At 40.0% G+C, this 14,864-nt stretch carries 11 protein-coding genes; 3 read left to right on the plus strand and 8 right to left on the minus strand.

The features are described 5' to 3' along the window. The first annotated feature begins 136 nt into the window (after nucleotides 1-136). On the plus strand, nucleotides 137-1,558 hold the full coding sequence (locus ACE01N_RS13500; protein WP_380589882.1) for a glycoside hydrolase family 88 protein: 1,422 nt from the start codon (nucleotides 137-139) through the stop codon (nucleotides 1,556-1,558). Between the two features lie 11 nt (nucleotides 1,559-1,569). On the opposite strand, the gene ACE01N_RS13505 is transcribed toward ACE01N_RS13500, so the two are convergent. The 6 genes from ACE01N_RS13505 to ACE01N_RS13530 all read right to left on the minus strand — a co-directional run bounded on the left by ACE01N_RS13505 (nucleotide 1,570) and on the right by ACE01N_RS13530 (nucleotide 7,552). Continuing rightward, nucleotides 1,570-2,133: a GNAT family N-acetyltransferase gene (locus ACE01N_RS13505; protein ID WP_380589885.1), complete on the minus strand. Its 564-nt coding sequence runs from the start codon at nucleotides 2,131-2,133 to the stop codon at nucleotides 1,570-1,572. 8 nt (nucleotides 2,134-2,141) lie between these two features. Continuing rightward, nucleotides 2,142-2,771 (minus strand): hypothetical protein, encoded by a 630-nt coding sequence (locus tag ACE01N_RS13510; RefSeq protein ID WP_380589888.1) that lies wholly within the window; start codon nucleotides 2,769-2,771, stop codon nucleotides 2,142-2,144. 81 nt (nucleotides 2,772-2,852) lie between these two features. Further along, nucleotides 2,853-3,323: a macro domain-containing protein gene (locus ACE01N_RS13515; protein WP_380589891.1), complete on the minus strand. Its 471-nt coding sequence runs from the start codon at nucleotides 3,321-3,323 to the stop codon at nucleotides 2,853-2,855. A 202-nt stretch (nucleotides 3,324-3,525) separates the two neighbouring features. Next, a complete protein-coding gene (locus ACE01N_RS13520; protein ID WP_380589894.1) occupies nucleotides 3,526-4,680 on the minus strand; it encodes a glycosyltransferase family protein in 1,155 nt (384 codons plus the stop codon). After that, entirely contained in the window at nucleotides 4,650-6,428 is a 1,779-nt protein-coding gene (locus ACE01N_RS13525; protein WP_380589897.1) for an aminopeptidase P family protein, read from the minus strand. Before ACE01N_RS13525 ends, ACE01N_RS13520 begins: the two co-directional genes overlap by 31 nt. A gap of 50 nt (nucleotides 6,429-6,478) precedes the next feature. Further along, nucleotides 6,479-7,552 (minus strand): hypothetical protein, encoded by a 1,074-nt coding sequence (locus tag ACE01N_RS13530; RefSeq protein ID WP_380589900.1) that lies wholly within the window; start codon nucleotides 7,550-7,552, stop codon nucleotides 6,479-6,481. 280 nt (nucleotides 7,553-7,832) lie between these two features. Between ACE01N_RS13530 and pelA the strand changes: the two genes are divergently transcribed. After that, nucleotides 7,833-8,933, plus strand: a complete 1,101-nt coding sequence (gene pelA / locus ACE01N_RS13535; protein WP_380589903.1) for a pectate lyase — start codon at nucleotides 7,833-7,835, stop codon at nucleotides 8,931-8,933. Between the two features lie 69 nt (nucleotides 8,934-9,002). Next, entirely contained in the window at nucleotides 9,003-9,560 is a 558-nt protein-coding gene (locus ACE01N_RS13540) for a ClpP family protease (protein ID WP_380589906.1), read from the plus strand. A 13-nt stretch (nucleotides 9,561-9,573) separates the two neighbouring features. Here the strand turns inward: ACE01N_RS13540 and ACE01N_RS13545 are convergent, their stop codons facing one another. Beyond that, the gene (locus tag ACE01N_RS13545; RefSeq protein ID WP_380589909.1) at nucleotides 9,574-13,617 is read right to left on the minus strand and encodes an FG-GAP-like repeat-containing protein; all 4,044 of its coding nucleotides are present in this window, start codon (nucleotides 13,615-13,617) and stop codon (nucleotides 9,574-9,576) included. Between the two features lie 118 nt (nucleotides 13,618-13,735). Next, nucleotides 13,736-14,776 carry a tetratricopeptide repeat protein gene (locus ACE01N_RS13550; RefSeq protein ID WP_380589912.1) on the minus strand — a complete coding sequence of 347 codons (1,041 nt, stop codon included), beginning with the start codon at nucleotides 14,774-14,776 and terminating at the stop codon, nucleotides 13,736-13,738. Nucleotides 14,777-14,864: the final 88 nt, after the last annotated feature.

Below are 14,864 nucleotides of genomic sequence, written 5' to 3' on the forward strand. Positions count from 1 at the left end.
AAAGTCATTCCTTTATTGCATTTATAAAAACAGCTGTGGCCTTATTTCTGAGTGTGATAGCTCAGTAATGTTACGGTTTTTTGGACGTTGAATATTACGTTGCTAACTATAATAATTGTTGTTAATTAAATACACTATGAAACGCTTTGGTACACTTTTATGCATTTTCTTTGGTTTGATTCCTGTGTTGAGCATTGCTCAGACTCTGCCTCCCGCATCGGAGATTTTATCTGATATGGAGCTGGCAAACAACTATTTTATGGCAAAATGGCCTGATCCGGGAGCTGATATTGTAAGCCCGGATAGAACACGTCCCAGTAATCTGTGGACCCGTGCCACATATTATGAAGGCTTGATGGCTATGTACTTTGTAACAGAAAATAATGCCTTATATAAGTATGCAGTTGATTGGGCTGAGAGCCACGACTGGAATCCAACCTACGGCAATTTGTATACCCGGGACGGGGATCATCAGTGTTGTGGTCAAACCTATATTGAATTGTATTTACTGGATCCTAAACCGGAGAAAATAGCGCCTATCACGACAAATATTGATAATATGATCAACACCACAAAAATTGATGACTGGTCGTGGATTGATGCCATACAGATGTCAATGCCGGTTTTTGCCAAACTGGGTGTGGTTCATGATGATCCGAAATATTTTAACCGCATGTACGAAATGTTCAGTTACACGAAAAACCAGCATGGTACAAACGGATTGTACAATTCTACAGACGGTTTGTGGTGGAGGGATAAGGATTTTGATCCACCGTACACCACTCCTGATGGTAAAGCCTGTTACTGGTCAAGGGGCAACGGTTGGGTGTATGCAGCATTGGTTCGTGTGTTGGATGTAATTCCCGAAACAGAAACACATTATGCAGAATATCTTGATGTGTATAAAGCCATGTCTGCGGCATTGATCAATTGTCAGAGAGAGGACGGATTCTGGAATCCAAGTCTTGTTGATCCAAATGATTACGGCGGAAAAGAGACATCGGGAACCGGATTTTTTGTATACGGACTGGCATGGGGTATGAACAAAGGGATTCTTGATAAAGAAACGTATATGCCTGCGGTAATAAAGGGCTGGAACGGCTTACATAATGATGCATTGCATGATAACGGATTTTTGGGTTGGGTTCAGGGAACCGGAAAACAACCTTCAGATGGACAACCTTTATCTTACGACAAAGAACCAAACTTTGAAGATTTTGGTCTGGGCGCATTTCTGTTGGCCGGAGCCGAAACTTATAAGCTGGCTCAGGTTACTTCTGCGTTGAATGACCTTTCTGCAGTGCCTTTCAGTGTAAATGTACGGAACAGCATATCTGATCTACAGATCATGCTTCAGGTTAATCATGCCGGAGACTATTCCATGGTGCTGTTTGATATTAATGGCAGAAGATTAAAGGATGTAATAACTAATCAGAACCTGATGGCAGGCCCTCAACTGATATCCCTGAAAACGGATGCTTTAAATTCAGGTATCTATATTCTGCAAACAAAATCAGAGGATAACGTTGTTTCAACAAAAATTAATCTGGTAAGATAAGTAACAGAATTTCATTGAAGGGACTTTCTCATTACATAAAGATGTTCATATTCTTTATATAAACTGAAGCCGGCTTTTTCATACATCGAGAGCGGTCCTTTATAGTGTTTTTCGCACGACAGGTCTCCGTTACCCGGATAGGCTTCCATAAAGTCAAAATTTTTATCCGAATAATCTGCAATGGCTTTTTGTAGTAACTGTGTTGCAATTCCCATTCTACGGTAGTCGGGGTGGATCACAAAGCAGACCACTGAACAGATTTTTTCTGTCCGATCAACCTTGATTTTCCTGAAGCGTTCAAGTGATGGGAAATTATTCCTGTTGTTGATGTTAAGCCACGCAACAGGTTTATCCTTATCAAATGCCAGGTAACCTGTCATTGTCCCTTTTTCAATCAGTTTTATAACGGCAGTTCTGTTGTTATCCCTTGTCCAGTCCTCAGAAGTCCCTGTAAAATAAGATTCGTAGCAGTAACAGTTAGCCCAATCCGGATTTTCGGTAAACACCATAGTATCAAAAAAGCGGAGATAGTCGACCAGCAATTCTGGTGTAAGTTCTTTAATGGTAACATTCATAAGGCGAATCAAATTTCAGGCGTTAGCACATCTGAGCTTGCATTATTAGTGACAAAAGTATTTATTTTGGGTTGCAGGAACCAAATGCCAATAGGGTAGAACCATATCAGGAAAAACTCACCGATAAAATCGCCAAAGGATACTTCCCGTTGATATTCAATTGTTTTAATTGTTTTAGCTGCGAAATACTGGATGTATAAAAGGCAGAATATTGCAAAAAAATGGAATGGTAAAAGGGTTAGGACAAGTGTAAGTATTTTTGCAGGATCAGGTTCTGTTTCCATGGTTGCCAGATCGCCTAAGAATATTGAAATTGCGAGAATTATAAGCAGCAGATATACCATGGGAATAAAAAAGAAGACTTTAAATCGGTTGACTTTCATTGTTACACCTGCTGGAAGCTTACTTTGCAGACCAGTAGCAACGGACCATATCCAGCCGTAAAATATAGCAGTGAAGACAAACATAACAATTGGCATGAATCTTAGGTGTTCTACGATATCTGCAGGAGGTGCTTGCGGATTTGAAAAAACCTCGGACATCACGTTAATCATCACAACCATTTGTACTAAAAAAGGAATACCGAAGGTTAGCAGAAATATTTGCCAGTGTTTTGCTTTAAGGAATCGATCAGTCATGACTTTGTGTATTAGGAAATTGCATTTCAAAAACAGGTAAACAAGATACAAAATTATATAAGTTTATCAAAGGCAGGTAGTTTACAGATCATATACAACTACAGGAATGCCTTGCTCTAAAAGGTTCTCTGTTATGATCGGTTCAATTTTATTCCATTTACCTCCGGCTAAACCACAACCAATGCGTGGCATGTGCACGGAGGCTTTCAGTTTTTGGGCCTTTTTTTCCAGTTTTTCCATCCCAAGGTAAACAGCTTTATACCGTATTGGTGGTTTCCCGTTTTCATCCGGTACAACGTCTCTCTGACCAATAAGATTGGCTACCCAAATGTCCGGTTCAACCTGAACCATCTGTACTTCTCCCAGTTTGAAATTTTTACCACTCCTGAACCATTCCATATAATTTTGTTCCGGTAGTTTCCAACGCCGGGATAGTGCCAGGACGAATCCGGCACCCCATCCTCCAATATCATTACAGATATGTACAATTATTTTGGGTCCACTTCCTTGTGGTTTTGTAGCGTCACCTTTTACATAAGTAATTGTTTGCATAACTGACTCAACTTTGGATAGATTAAAATTACGAAATTAAGTTTAAATATGAGCCAAGAACCAAGACACAAGACACAAGACACAGATTTATGTAGGTCCCTGATATAAATTGACCATAAAAAAAATGATTCAGGTTTTATGTGAAGACTGGAGTCCGGGAATAATGGATTGCTAAAACGGAAAATAAAGCAGGCTAGGTCTGTTATTCTTCAGGGAAAAGGAGGGAGGTCCATTTTTTTGCATTGGCTACAGGATCAAACATCAGCATAAGGTTCTGATGACGAATTTTAATATGATCAGGACTGAAATTAATATGCATAAATTCGTCAATCGTTTTAACCAGGTCGTCCGCAGTATCGGCAATTTCGCATAACGGTTCCAGCCCCGTACCGCTAACCATTGGGGAATTAACAATACAAAACCGTCCGTTGTACAACGATTTTAGTAATTTCAATTTAAGGCCTGTTGCCTGAAAAGTTACAATCAGATTGATATGTGCTTCCCGTATCAGTTTCAGCATCTCTTCTTCCGGCGGGTTAGCGATCAGTGTAACATAGTCCAGTTTTTTTATTGTTCGTTTAAGCTTGTTCGAAGGATTCATGCCTGCAACGATAAATGGCGTTTTTATTCGGCTAAAAACATTCTTAAGCAGAAACATTACGGCATTTTCATTTTCAGGAACACTGAGCTTTCCATGATAAAAGATGTACTCTCCGTATCCCGGCAGACTTTCAATTTTGCGGCTGGAATGCGACGAGGGTATAAGTTCTATATTGGGATAAGTAGCGTTGTAATGATCGTAATCATTCGGCGAAATGGTGACGACATGATCCGCTACCGTTATAATTTTTTCATATCGTTTAAGTTTAAAACCCTCCAGCAGGTTATACAATTTTCTCAATACATTTTTCTCAGATTTTGCCAGCTGGTAGTAATACTCATATTCAATATTATGCATTCTTACCAGTTTTATTCTGCCTTTCAATCGCGTATGGTTAAGGTATGCAGTGGTGTGCAGTCCTTCGAAAATAATAGGATCTGTATCCCTGAGAAGATTATAAAGCAGCTTTTTATCAATCCGGGTTTTAACAATAAAAGGCATAAACGAAAAGAAATTGCTGATACTCATTTTACGTTTATAATAAAAAATACTGTCGCAATATTCTTTAAGTTCAGGCGCCTCCGGACGGTTTGAATAAAAGGCATGCAGTGTGATCCTGATCCCACTATTATTTAGAGCCCTTATCCGGTTAAAGATATCAATTACACCCCCGTAATTTGCAGGGTATGGTATATCCAAAGCGACTATATGTATCCGCTTTTCGTTCAAATCTGTCGTGTCTTCTCTTTGAGCCACGTCACCTCATCCGGTTCAAGGTGTGATGACAAAGCGTTGTAAACCAATTTATGATAGTTGTTCACCCATTCAATTTCTTTGATATCCAGGAGGTTCATGTTGATCATTCTCAGATCGATAGGGAAAAGTGTCAGGGTTTCAAATCCCAGAAAGGAACCAAATTCTGTTGTCATCTTTTCGGCAATATACACCATGTTTTCCACTCTTAGTCCCCATTTACCTTCACGGTATAATCCGGGTTCAATGGTAATGACCATACCGGGTTCAAGCACCACATCATTTCCTTCCTTACGTATGGTTTGAGGCCCTTCATGTACATTCAGATAATGCCCAACGCCATGACAGGTTCCGTGACCATAGTCAAGCCCCATACGCCACATGGTTTCACGCGCCAGGATATCAAGCTGAACACCTCTGGTTCCTACCGGAAATACAGCATTTGCAAGGTTAATATGTCCCTGTAGTACTCTTGTAAAATCATTTTTGGCCTGTTGATCCACTTTTCCGGTAGAAATGGTTCTGGTTATATCGGTTGTTCCGAACAAATACTGACCTCCTGAGTCCATCAGCAAAACCCCATCTTTCTCAATTTTTGCACTACCTTCAGCAGGAGGTGAATAATGCACAAATCCGCCGTTCTCATTAAATGTGGCTATGGTGTTAAAACTTTCGTCCATAAATCCTTCCTGCAGTGAACGAAAATGCTTCAGTTGAACCCCAATATCATATTCCGTTATGGTTTTTCCCTTGGCCATCGCCTTTTCAAACCATATCATGAACCGGGTCATGGCAATGCCGTCGTTGACCATGGATTTTTTAAACCCTGATATTTCAACATTATTTTTAATGGATTTGAAATGGTTGACCAGCGATACCTCATTTTCAACTGTATGGGATTCCGCCATGGTGCTGTATACCGCATAGTTTAACGCACTTTTTTCGGTGATGTGTCTGATATCGGTAGGCTGTTGGCGTATAAAATCAAAAATGGACTCATATGGTAAGATAGTCACCCCTGATTTACTGAGCTTTGATTTAACGCTGTCTTCAATTTTTTTAGGATCAACAAATAGATAAGCTGATTCATGAGTAACGATGGCGTAAGAAATGATAACCGGATTATAGACCACGTCGTTGCCACGTATGTTATAGAGCCAGGCTATCTGATCAAGTGCCGAATATACAGCCATCCATTTTCCTGAGTATGCCTTACGCAGACGCTCCAGTTTTTTTTGTGTTGCTTCGCCACTGTAATCAACGCTGAGAAGCATTGCAGGTTTAACGCTTTTTACCCCTGATTCGGATCTCATTTCAGAAAGTAAATCATGCGTTGTATCAAGATGTATATTCTTCTTCTGTAATACGGTTTGAATACGTTCCACTTCTGCGGCAGGAAATATCAGACCATTAAGACCTACTGTCTGATCCGGATCAAGATTCTCTCTAACCCAGTTGATGGGTTCAGGAGTGCCGGTAATTCCTTTTTTAAACAATCTGATACCCGATCCTTCAAGCTGTTTTTCTGCCTGTAAAAAATAGCGGGAATCAGTCCATAAACCTGCGTCATTCAGGGTAATAACGACGAAGCCCATTGACCCGGTAAAACCTGATATATATGCCCTTTCCAACCATTCTTCAGGGAGATACTCACTCATGTGCGGATCAGTCCCCGGAACAAGCCAGACCTGGATATTATGGTCGCGCATCCGGGTTCTGAGATTTTCAATCCGTGTTGTTACTTCACTCATAATTGTTGTTTAAAGCAATAAAACTTCTGTGTATTTATATAGGTTATATTTTATTTGATGCCTGCCAGATTCAGGTTGATATTTTCAAAACGTCCGATTACCGTTACTGCAGATTCCGTATCGGCATTGCTGCCAACAACACCATTGATCATTCTTGATGCCCCGTCTTCAATGGTTTTAACCGAAGCTGAAAGATTTTTGTCAACCACCAGTTCACAATATTTTATATCTGCATTAAGATTAAAAGAGACAGACCGTTGAAATACCAGGTTGGTAAACACATTACTATGATCAATATTGATAGTCTGAAAACCGGGCTTTTCATCGCCTAACCGAAACTTTCCATAATTTAAAACCGTTTCAAGATTCCGGGTCACATTATTAATAGTGAACTCAGAGTACATGCCATTAAGTTTTACATCACCAGCATTATTGATATTAAAGTTATCTGTCTCGGTAGAAATGTTCAGATTGTCACCGTCCTGAACAGTCCAGGTGGAAAATTCACTTTTAATAATGGCCTCATCGATGCGGTTTACGGCTACAATTGAATTTTCGCAATGGATGAGTGCATTGGCAATATAGTGCAGGGTTACATCGGCCTGAAAGAATGTGAGATTTGAAATGCGCTGAGGCTGAAACAGTAAATCTGTCCCATGAAGTTTGCCGTAATCCAGTGTTAAATTTTGTATGGTAAGCGGACCATTCAGAAATACATCACCGAACTTGTTTGTAAGGTTCCATAAAAGATAGGACGGAGCCTTTATATTGATTTCAGAATCGTATAAATAATTGGATGCGTAATCCGGGTCAACAATTAACTCTATGTCAACCTTTTGGGATGATCCGGAAACAGCGTAGTTGATGTGCGAAAAAAATGTTGAAGAATCAGAATTAAGATCCAGGTTTACAGAAAGATTTACATTGATGTAAATGGAATCAATATCGGCAAAGGTTATGTTGACACTCCCGTGCTGATTATTCAGACGCACTTTTGCCAAAGAATCAACAGGGTACTCAAAATCTTTTTCATATGAAATATTCACGGAAAATACCTGTGAGCAAAACCCTGTTGTAAACAGCAGAAGCATAAATAAAAAGCGGGCTTTTATGCGATTCTTCATGAATACCATTTTATCCATCATAGTTACAAATATAATAAGATTTTAACCATTGAAGTTGTTCATTTTGAGAATAAGATAAATTAAGCAAGCGGTATTTTTGTAATCCTCTGTTTATTAAATAATACGTTAAAATCGGATTAACAGATATACAAAAATGCAGGTTGTTAAGGTTTTTTAATAATTTAACAACTGAAACGAATTTTCATTATTGAATTATAAGTCTAATTTTACAGGTCGCAAAGGAAATACGGACAATTTTATAACGCTAAAAGTATCGGTTATGTATTATTTTACTAAGGTCGTAAAAGTCTTTTTATTGGGAGTTATCCTGTTGTTACCGGAGGTGATTTATGCCCAGGGGACATTTAAAGGGGTAAATTTTAAATGGGGAGAATCTATTTTACACCGTTCACCTGAATGGTATAAATCTAAGGAAGCAAAGGATATTGCAGATAATGTTTTGCTGTACCAGTCAAAATATGGCGCGTGGCCTAAGAATACCGACCTGTCTAAGAAACCGGATAAGGAAGAATTTAAGAAAATTGAAGAAAAGGGGGAAGCCAACACCATTGATAACAATGCTACAACACGTCCAATGCGGTTTTTAGCATTGATGTATGATGCAACCGGACAAAAAAAATATAAAGAATCTTTTTTGAAAGGCCTTGATTATTTGCTGGAATCTCAATATGCTAACGGTGGCTGGCCACAGTTTTATCCACTCAGGAAGCATGGCTATTATTCAGAGATTACGTATAACGACAACGCCATGATGAACGTGATGTTTATATTGCGTGACATTGCTCAGAAAAAGGCACCATTTGGTTTTGTGGATGAGAGTCATCGTGAAAAGAGTGAGTCTGCTGTAGAGAAGGGGATAGATTGTATTTTAAAGACCCAGGTAAAACAAAATGGTCGATTAACCGTATGGTGTGCCCAGTATGACCAGAATACACTGAAACCTGCATGGGCACGTAACTTTGAACCACCTTCATTATCAGGAGAGGAAAGTGTGGATATCGTCCGGTTCCTGATGGAAATACCAAATCCTTCTCCAGAGGTAAAAGCAGCCATTGAAGGTGCCGTTCAGTGGTTTAAGGATGTACAGATTACAGGTCTGGCTTATCATCATAAATGGGGTGAAAATGGCAAGCCGGATGCCTTTGTGGAAGCAGATCCGGACGCGGCACCACTTTGGGCACGGTTTTATGAGCTTGAAACAGATAAACCAATTTTTATTGGACGTGATAAAGTGATCCATTACAAATTAAATGAAATTGAACAGGAACGACGTGGAGGATATGCCTATTACGGCAGATGGCCGGAGCAGCTCTTAGCTGAGGATTATCCGGTATGGCAGAAGAAATATGGAGGTAAGTAATTATTGTAACTAACAATATTGTGTTGGCAAACGTTATTGAATATTATTTGAAACATAAAGCTTAAAAATATGGACAAAGAAATGAAATTACAGGATATTATTGATTCTAAAATACTGAATGAACGCAAGGTATTTATGTGGGGTGAGGTGGATGATGATTCTGCCAAACACGTTATCGAACGTTTATTGTATCTTGATATGGTTGCTCCGGGAAAGGAGATTCAGCTTATTATTAATAGTCCTGGTGGTTATGTAACATCAGGTTTTGCCATTTATGATGCCATCAAAGGTATTTCCAGTCCTGTTTCAACTATTTGTACCGGTCTGGCAGCTTCTATGGGATCTATTTTACTCTCGGCAGGAGCCAAAGGACGCAGGTTCGTTCTGCCGCATGCCCGTGTGATGATACATCAGCCGAGTGGTGGTGCAAGAGGAGTAGCTGCTGACATTGAAATTCAGATGGGTGAGATCATTAAGACAAAACAGCTGGGGGCAGAAATTCTTGCTGAAAACTGTGGACAACCGGTAGAAAAGGTAATGAAGGATTTTAACCGTGATTACTGGATGTCAGCTGAAGAATCCATTGAATACGGCATAGTAGACGGAAAGCTGGATAAGCTGGTTTAATGGTCTTTAAATTCTATTCAATAACAATTTTCCATACATTCTGACTGGACTTTAACAGATAAAAACCTTTAGGTAGATTATCTACGGATAGCGTAGTCGTATTTGTTTCCGGATGGTATTTGATTCGTTGTGCCCCCAGTTCCGAACCATTAACATCATAAAGTCTGAAATCCTGATTTGTGCCGGTACTGGTAATATATACAAGCCCATGGCTGGCAGGGTTCGGATAAATCTCTGAATTATTCCCTTGTTTAATCAGCTGAATGCCTGTAGCATCGCCATTAAAGTAATGTTCGGCAAAGGCAAACGCTTCTTTTCCGATTGTTTCTCCAATGAGCCGCCCGGTAATGTCATCGCAGGGCGGATGTATGCCACCCCAGATTCTGGAAAGGCTACACTGATCTGAAGCATCCCTGTAGGTAGCCCATTGAAGCGTAATATCCTGGCTGGGGCCTTCTTCAAATACCAGAAATTCATTTTTCTTTGCCACAAATTCTCCCATGCCACCCGGGAAATATGGGCTTCCCGTAAGAGCGGTAATAACTTCTGCAGCTGCCCGCGAATAAGTTGAATGTCCGGATACATAACCGGCAAAAGGAGGCGTAACAAAAGATGGTCTCTGATAAGGCCACCAGTTTTCCGCAAGGATCCAGTCAACACCTGCCTGATCCACTTCGGGATTGTTGATGTAGTGATGACCACGCCAGGCATACAGTTTTATTTTACCCACATTTTCATCGTGAGGTCCCGCCAGGGTATCACCTTTCTGCACAATTTCGATGAGACCTTCAATCAGTGGAATACCATTAATGTTATAGTTATCCATTTGTGCATTGGATGACTGACCCATGTCAGCCATGTATCGTATTGCTGAAACAGGACGAATAAAGTCATACCATCCTTTTATCCCCCAGGATGTCACTGCAGCGTCGTGCATGGCACCACCAAGGGTGAAATACGATTTTACATCCCATTCCAGCTGATCGCCAAAAAAATCCTGTCCCTTGAACATGCGCTTAAACTCAGAATGGTCGCTGATGTAATTGAGCAATACAAACCAATGTCCCGGCGGTGTTTCAGAATCAGGTCCATCGGCCCAGAATTCGGCAAGAACACGGGTGTAGTCTCCCCGTGGAACCACCTGGCTCGTATAGGGTTTTCCTGTTACCGGATTTATCGTTCGCCCTTTGCCGGTATCACCACCGTTTAAAAAATTGTAAAATTCATTGTGTTCTGTGATGCTTTTCGGTAATGTGTTAAAATCAATGTTTCCTATTGAAGCGGGCGAAATATCCCACATTACGCTGTCGCAAGGATTGAGATGAGAACTCCATACAGAAACCATGGAAAAGTTCCATTTGTAAAGATCCATATCTGACTCTTTCAGCTTCATTTTGTTGAGCATGGGTGGTGAACCGGGATCATGATATACGGTATAAAGATTTCCGTCTCTGGAATAACTGCTCGCGTCCTCATCTTTCAGTGCAAAAGGTTTTACATTGCCCCATTCCGGACTCAGAAAAGCCGGCGTGTTTTCGGATGTGATATTGCCCGCCTGATCAATAAATATTTCCAGCTGCAGCGGTTGCCACCTGTTTGGATCCGTGACAGACGGGTTCCCCGGCAAATTTGGAATCAGCGGTTCATTAGCCGGTTTGTAAAACGTATTAACGTATTTATTAATTTCGTTGGAGCCATCGCTTAACCCGTAAACAATAATGGATTGGCCAATGAAATTTCCCAAAGCTCTGGGGTCACCTCCTGAATAGTTGGATGACGTATAATCCATATCATAATTGAACAGCTTCATGAGGGCATCAAACCGCTGTTGCGTTTCATCATGATGTGGTGAATTCTTAAACCGGTAACTTAACAGCCTGTAAGCGGCATAACTCATGGCGGTTTTTACCGCAACATCTTTGTTGATACCTGTACTAAAGCCGTTGAAGTTGTTAATGAAATTATGCAGTTCTTTTCCTATGAGATAGGTTTCTGCCTTGTCATCAAAAAGGGCCCATGCATCGTATAAGGCTATGCTTGTATGAAACAGATTTCTTGCGTGAACGGTGGGACGGGCATAATCTTCACGGATGGCCTGTAACAGGGATTCGTTCCACATACGGGCGACAGAAATATTATCCGGTACATCCGTTGCATTAAGGTTCACATCCAGTACAACGGGCAGACTTGAACATGCATTTACTTCCCGGACAGATAGTCCACCTTTTTCAGCAATTCCCCATCTCACAGTCACCACTGAATCACCCTGACCTTCAATGATTTTCCCGTTTGTAATTTGCCAGTAACAGGTGCTTCCTGGTGCTGAGGGATATGAATAGGTCTGTTCTGTGAGTACACCCGCCGTAGTATTGCCCTCAATTGCAAAACTTTCAAGGTATGTGCAGGAACCGTCGTCTAATGTAGCTGCAGGATCGTAACTGCATGAAGCCGGATCTGTACATCCGGGTATCTTTTTGGTATTTATGTAGATTTCATAATACCCGTAATCTTCGGTAAAATAATAAGATTTATTTGCCGGAATGTTGTAATATGTCTCCTTTAGACCGGAGGGCCAGGTTATGGTTAATTCTTCAATGGTATTATAGGATCCCAGGCCAAAGTGAACCGGTAACAGACTTTGAGCCATAATCGAAGAGCCATGTTTATACCGTGATAAGACCTGATCCTTAACTTTTACCTGAACAAGTGTCCCGATAGCATCGCGGTTTGAAGTTGTCCCTTCCAGATCTATGCTGACCCAGTTCGCGGTATTTTTTGGTGCAGTCTCGATGCGCTGGTTTTCAAAGAACTGAATTTGTTTATCTGTACTTCCTACCAGCATATCAAGGTCACCATCGTTGTCGTAATCGAACACAGCAAGACTGCTGGAATACGTAGATTCATCCAGGCCATGAGCTGCTGCTTTCTCTTCAAATTTTTCTTCGCCTGTGTTCAGCAGGTTTTCATAATATTTATTCGGGAATTCCAGAAAATAGCCATTTAGAACCATCAGATCCTGGTCCAGGTCGTTGTCAAAATCTGCAAACTGACAGGCCCAGGCCCATTCCGTCTTTTCAAGATACAACGCAGGTGCCACATCTGTAAATGATCTGTTATCCATATTTTTATAGAGTGCACTCTCGTTGATGCTCGTAATAAACATGTCAGGATAGCCATCGTTATTGTAATCGGCAAGGGCTAATCCCATACCGTCTTTAAATTCGTCTTCTATGCCGTATTCCGCTGCACTGTCTCTGAAAAAAGTACCCTTATCGTTTATGAAAAATTCGTTTGGCAGATCAAAGTCCTTTGCAATGTACAGGTCCTGGAAACCGTCACTATTAATGTCCCAGGGTATCGACATCCATGAAGCCTGCCCGGAAGGATTCAGACCAACACTGTCGGTGAAATTCGTAAATGTTCCGTCCGCATTATTTTTGTACAATGCCCCGGAACAGCTGAATACGCTGGTAATGTAAAGATCGGGATAACTGTCGTTGTTAAAATCAAACCAGAGGGCATGCGTACTGTAGCAGCTGTTTTTCTCTGTAAATCCTGCTGTTTTAGTTACATTCGTAAAGGTCCCGTCCTGATTGTTATGGTAAAGCTCGTAAAACAAGGCACTGGCCAGAAACAGGTCAGGAAAACCATCGTTGTCGTAATCACCCCACGAAGCGCTCATCTGTTCCCCAAAACCAAAAGGACCAGGTACCGTTTCTTCAAAATAATTGTGTCTGCTCACAATACCGGATTCTGCCGTTACATCCGTAAAACTGCCATTGTTATTATTACGGAAAAGCTGACTGGCGACTGGAATATTCGTAATGCCGTTCCAGCGCGACACAATGAAAACGTCCAGATCATTGTCGTCATCGTAATCAGCCACAGCAATACCATTATTGTTAAATGCCGATGATAAGTGACTTTGTAAACTTATTTCCCTGAAAGGCTGGGAATGCAGCAAATTTGATGAACCAAAGGATAAAAAAATATAAGCAGCAATTATTCTAAGTGCAGAAAGAGAATGAAGTAGTTGTATAAATCCGGTTCTTTTCATGTATTTTAAACAGCATCGGTGACTGTCTGCATCATATTACATTCGAATCTAAAAATAAGGAATTTATTGCAAATCAAAAAAAGTGTTAAATGTGGGATAGCTTGAAAAAGTTTTTAGGTTATTTTTCAATTTTTTCAATAACAAAACTCATAGGATTAGCAAGGGCATATCGCCCTGGAACATAAAATATAATATTTCCTTTTAAAACTATCTTTTCACCTTCTAACTTTGTAAAAGTAGCTTTTCTAAATTCATATTTTACCGGATATTTTTTAACAGAAGTCTCAAATCTTTTATAATCAGCTTTACTAAAGTCAACAGCATACTTTTTAATTTTTCCGATTAAATTTACTTTCAGTGTATCATTCTCGATCCACAGAATATTAATGTTCTTATTCTTCTGTTGTATTTTTAATTTGATATCATGTTGATTCATTAGAATTTTTCCACTGTAATCGTATGTTAAAAGAAGTCCCTTATAAGTTCCACTGATATTCTCGTGTTTATACGGCTGATTTATTGTTGTAAAAGTTTTGTCCATATAGTTATACAGGGGATCTTCAGGATCAGGATTTAGCAAAAGTTCATGCGATGGTCTTAATTCCAGTGATTTAATTGTAGAAGGGTATTGAACCTGCAAAAGCCTAGATAAATGGTATTGGGCTGATTCTAAGTTTTTTTCAGTTCCCAGGCCATATCGATAGCAAAAAGCAAGAGCATTAGAGCCGTTTACGCTGTTTTTTTTATTTGAAGCATAGTACAGATCGAAAGCTTTTTTATAATCCTGTTCACACCCCAGGCCCTTATAGTACATATTTCCAAGTTGGAATAATGCATATCCATGATTTGGTCTATCAATTTCGTTTTGGAAAATTTTAAATGCTTTTTTATAATTCTGCTTTTTATACTGGCCATATTTATACATCAGTCCCATTTGGATAGCAGCCTGAGAATTTCCCCTTTTGGCAGCATGCCTGAAGCATGAAAAGGCATTTTTATAGTTCTTTTGGGTACCCTTACCTTTTTTATACATCATGCCAAGAAAATAATCAGCTTGTTTATAATTTACCTTAGCACATTCTTGAAAAATTTCAAAGGCCTGTTTTATCTCTTGTTTATCTTTAGATTTGGAATAGATATGCCATGCTTTATTATACAATACATCGTATCTGAGATGAGGTTTAGATTGGGAAAACACCGTCAACCCAAATGTAATTAAAACGGATATCAGGATAATTTTTCTCATA

This window comes from Quyinboa ferrireducens (assembly GCF_042436675.1).
Classification (GTDB): Bacteria; Bacteroidota; Bacteroidia; order Bacteroidales; family UBA5342; genus JBHJHP01.

Coding starts and splice junctions, on each gene's coding strand:
- ACE01N_RS13540 (WP_380589906.1), top strand. CDS start 9,003: ATGGACAAAGAAATGAAATTACAGGATATTATTGATTCTAAAATACTG.
- ACE01N_RS13530 (WP_380589900.1), bottom strand. CDS start 7,552: ATGAAGAATCGCATAAAAGCCCGCTTTTTATTTATGCTTCTGCTGTTT.
- ACE01N_RS13505 (WP_380589885.1), bottom strand. CDS start 2,133: ATGAATGTTACCATTAAAGAACTTACACCAGAATTGCTGGTCGACTAT.
- pelA (WP_380589903.1), top strand. CDS start 7,833: ATGTATTATTTTACTAAGGTCGTAAAAGTCTTTTTATTGGGAGTTATC.
- ACE01N_RS13515 (WP_380589891.1), bottom strand. CDS start 3,323: ATGCAAACAATTACTTATGTAAAAGGTGACGCTACAAAACCACAAGGA.
- ACE01N_RS13525 (WP_380589897.1), bottom strand. CDS start 6,428: ATGAGTGAAGTAACAACACGGATTGAAAATCTCAGAACCCGGATGCGC.
- ACE01N_RS13545 (WP_380589909.1), bottom strand. CDS start 13,617: ATGAAAAGAACCGGATTTATACAACTACTTCATTCTCTTTCTGCACTT.
- ACE01N_RS13500 (WP_380589882.1), top strand. CDS start 137: ATGAAACGCTTTGGTACACTTTTATGCATTTTCTTTGGTTTGATTCCT.
- ACE01N_RS13510 (WP_380589888.1), bottom strand. CDS start 2,771: ATGACTGATCGATTCCTTAAAGCAAAACACTGGCAAATATTTCTGCTA.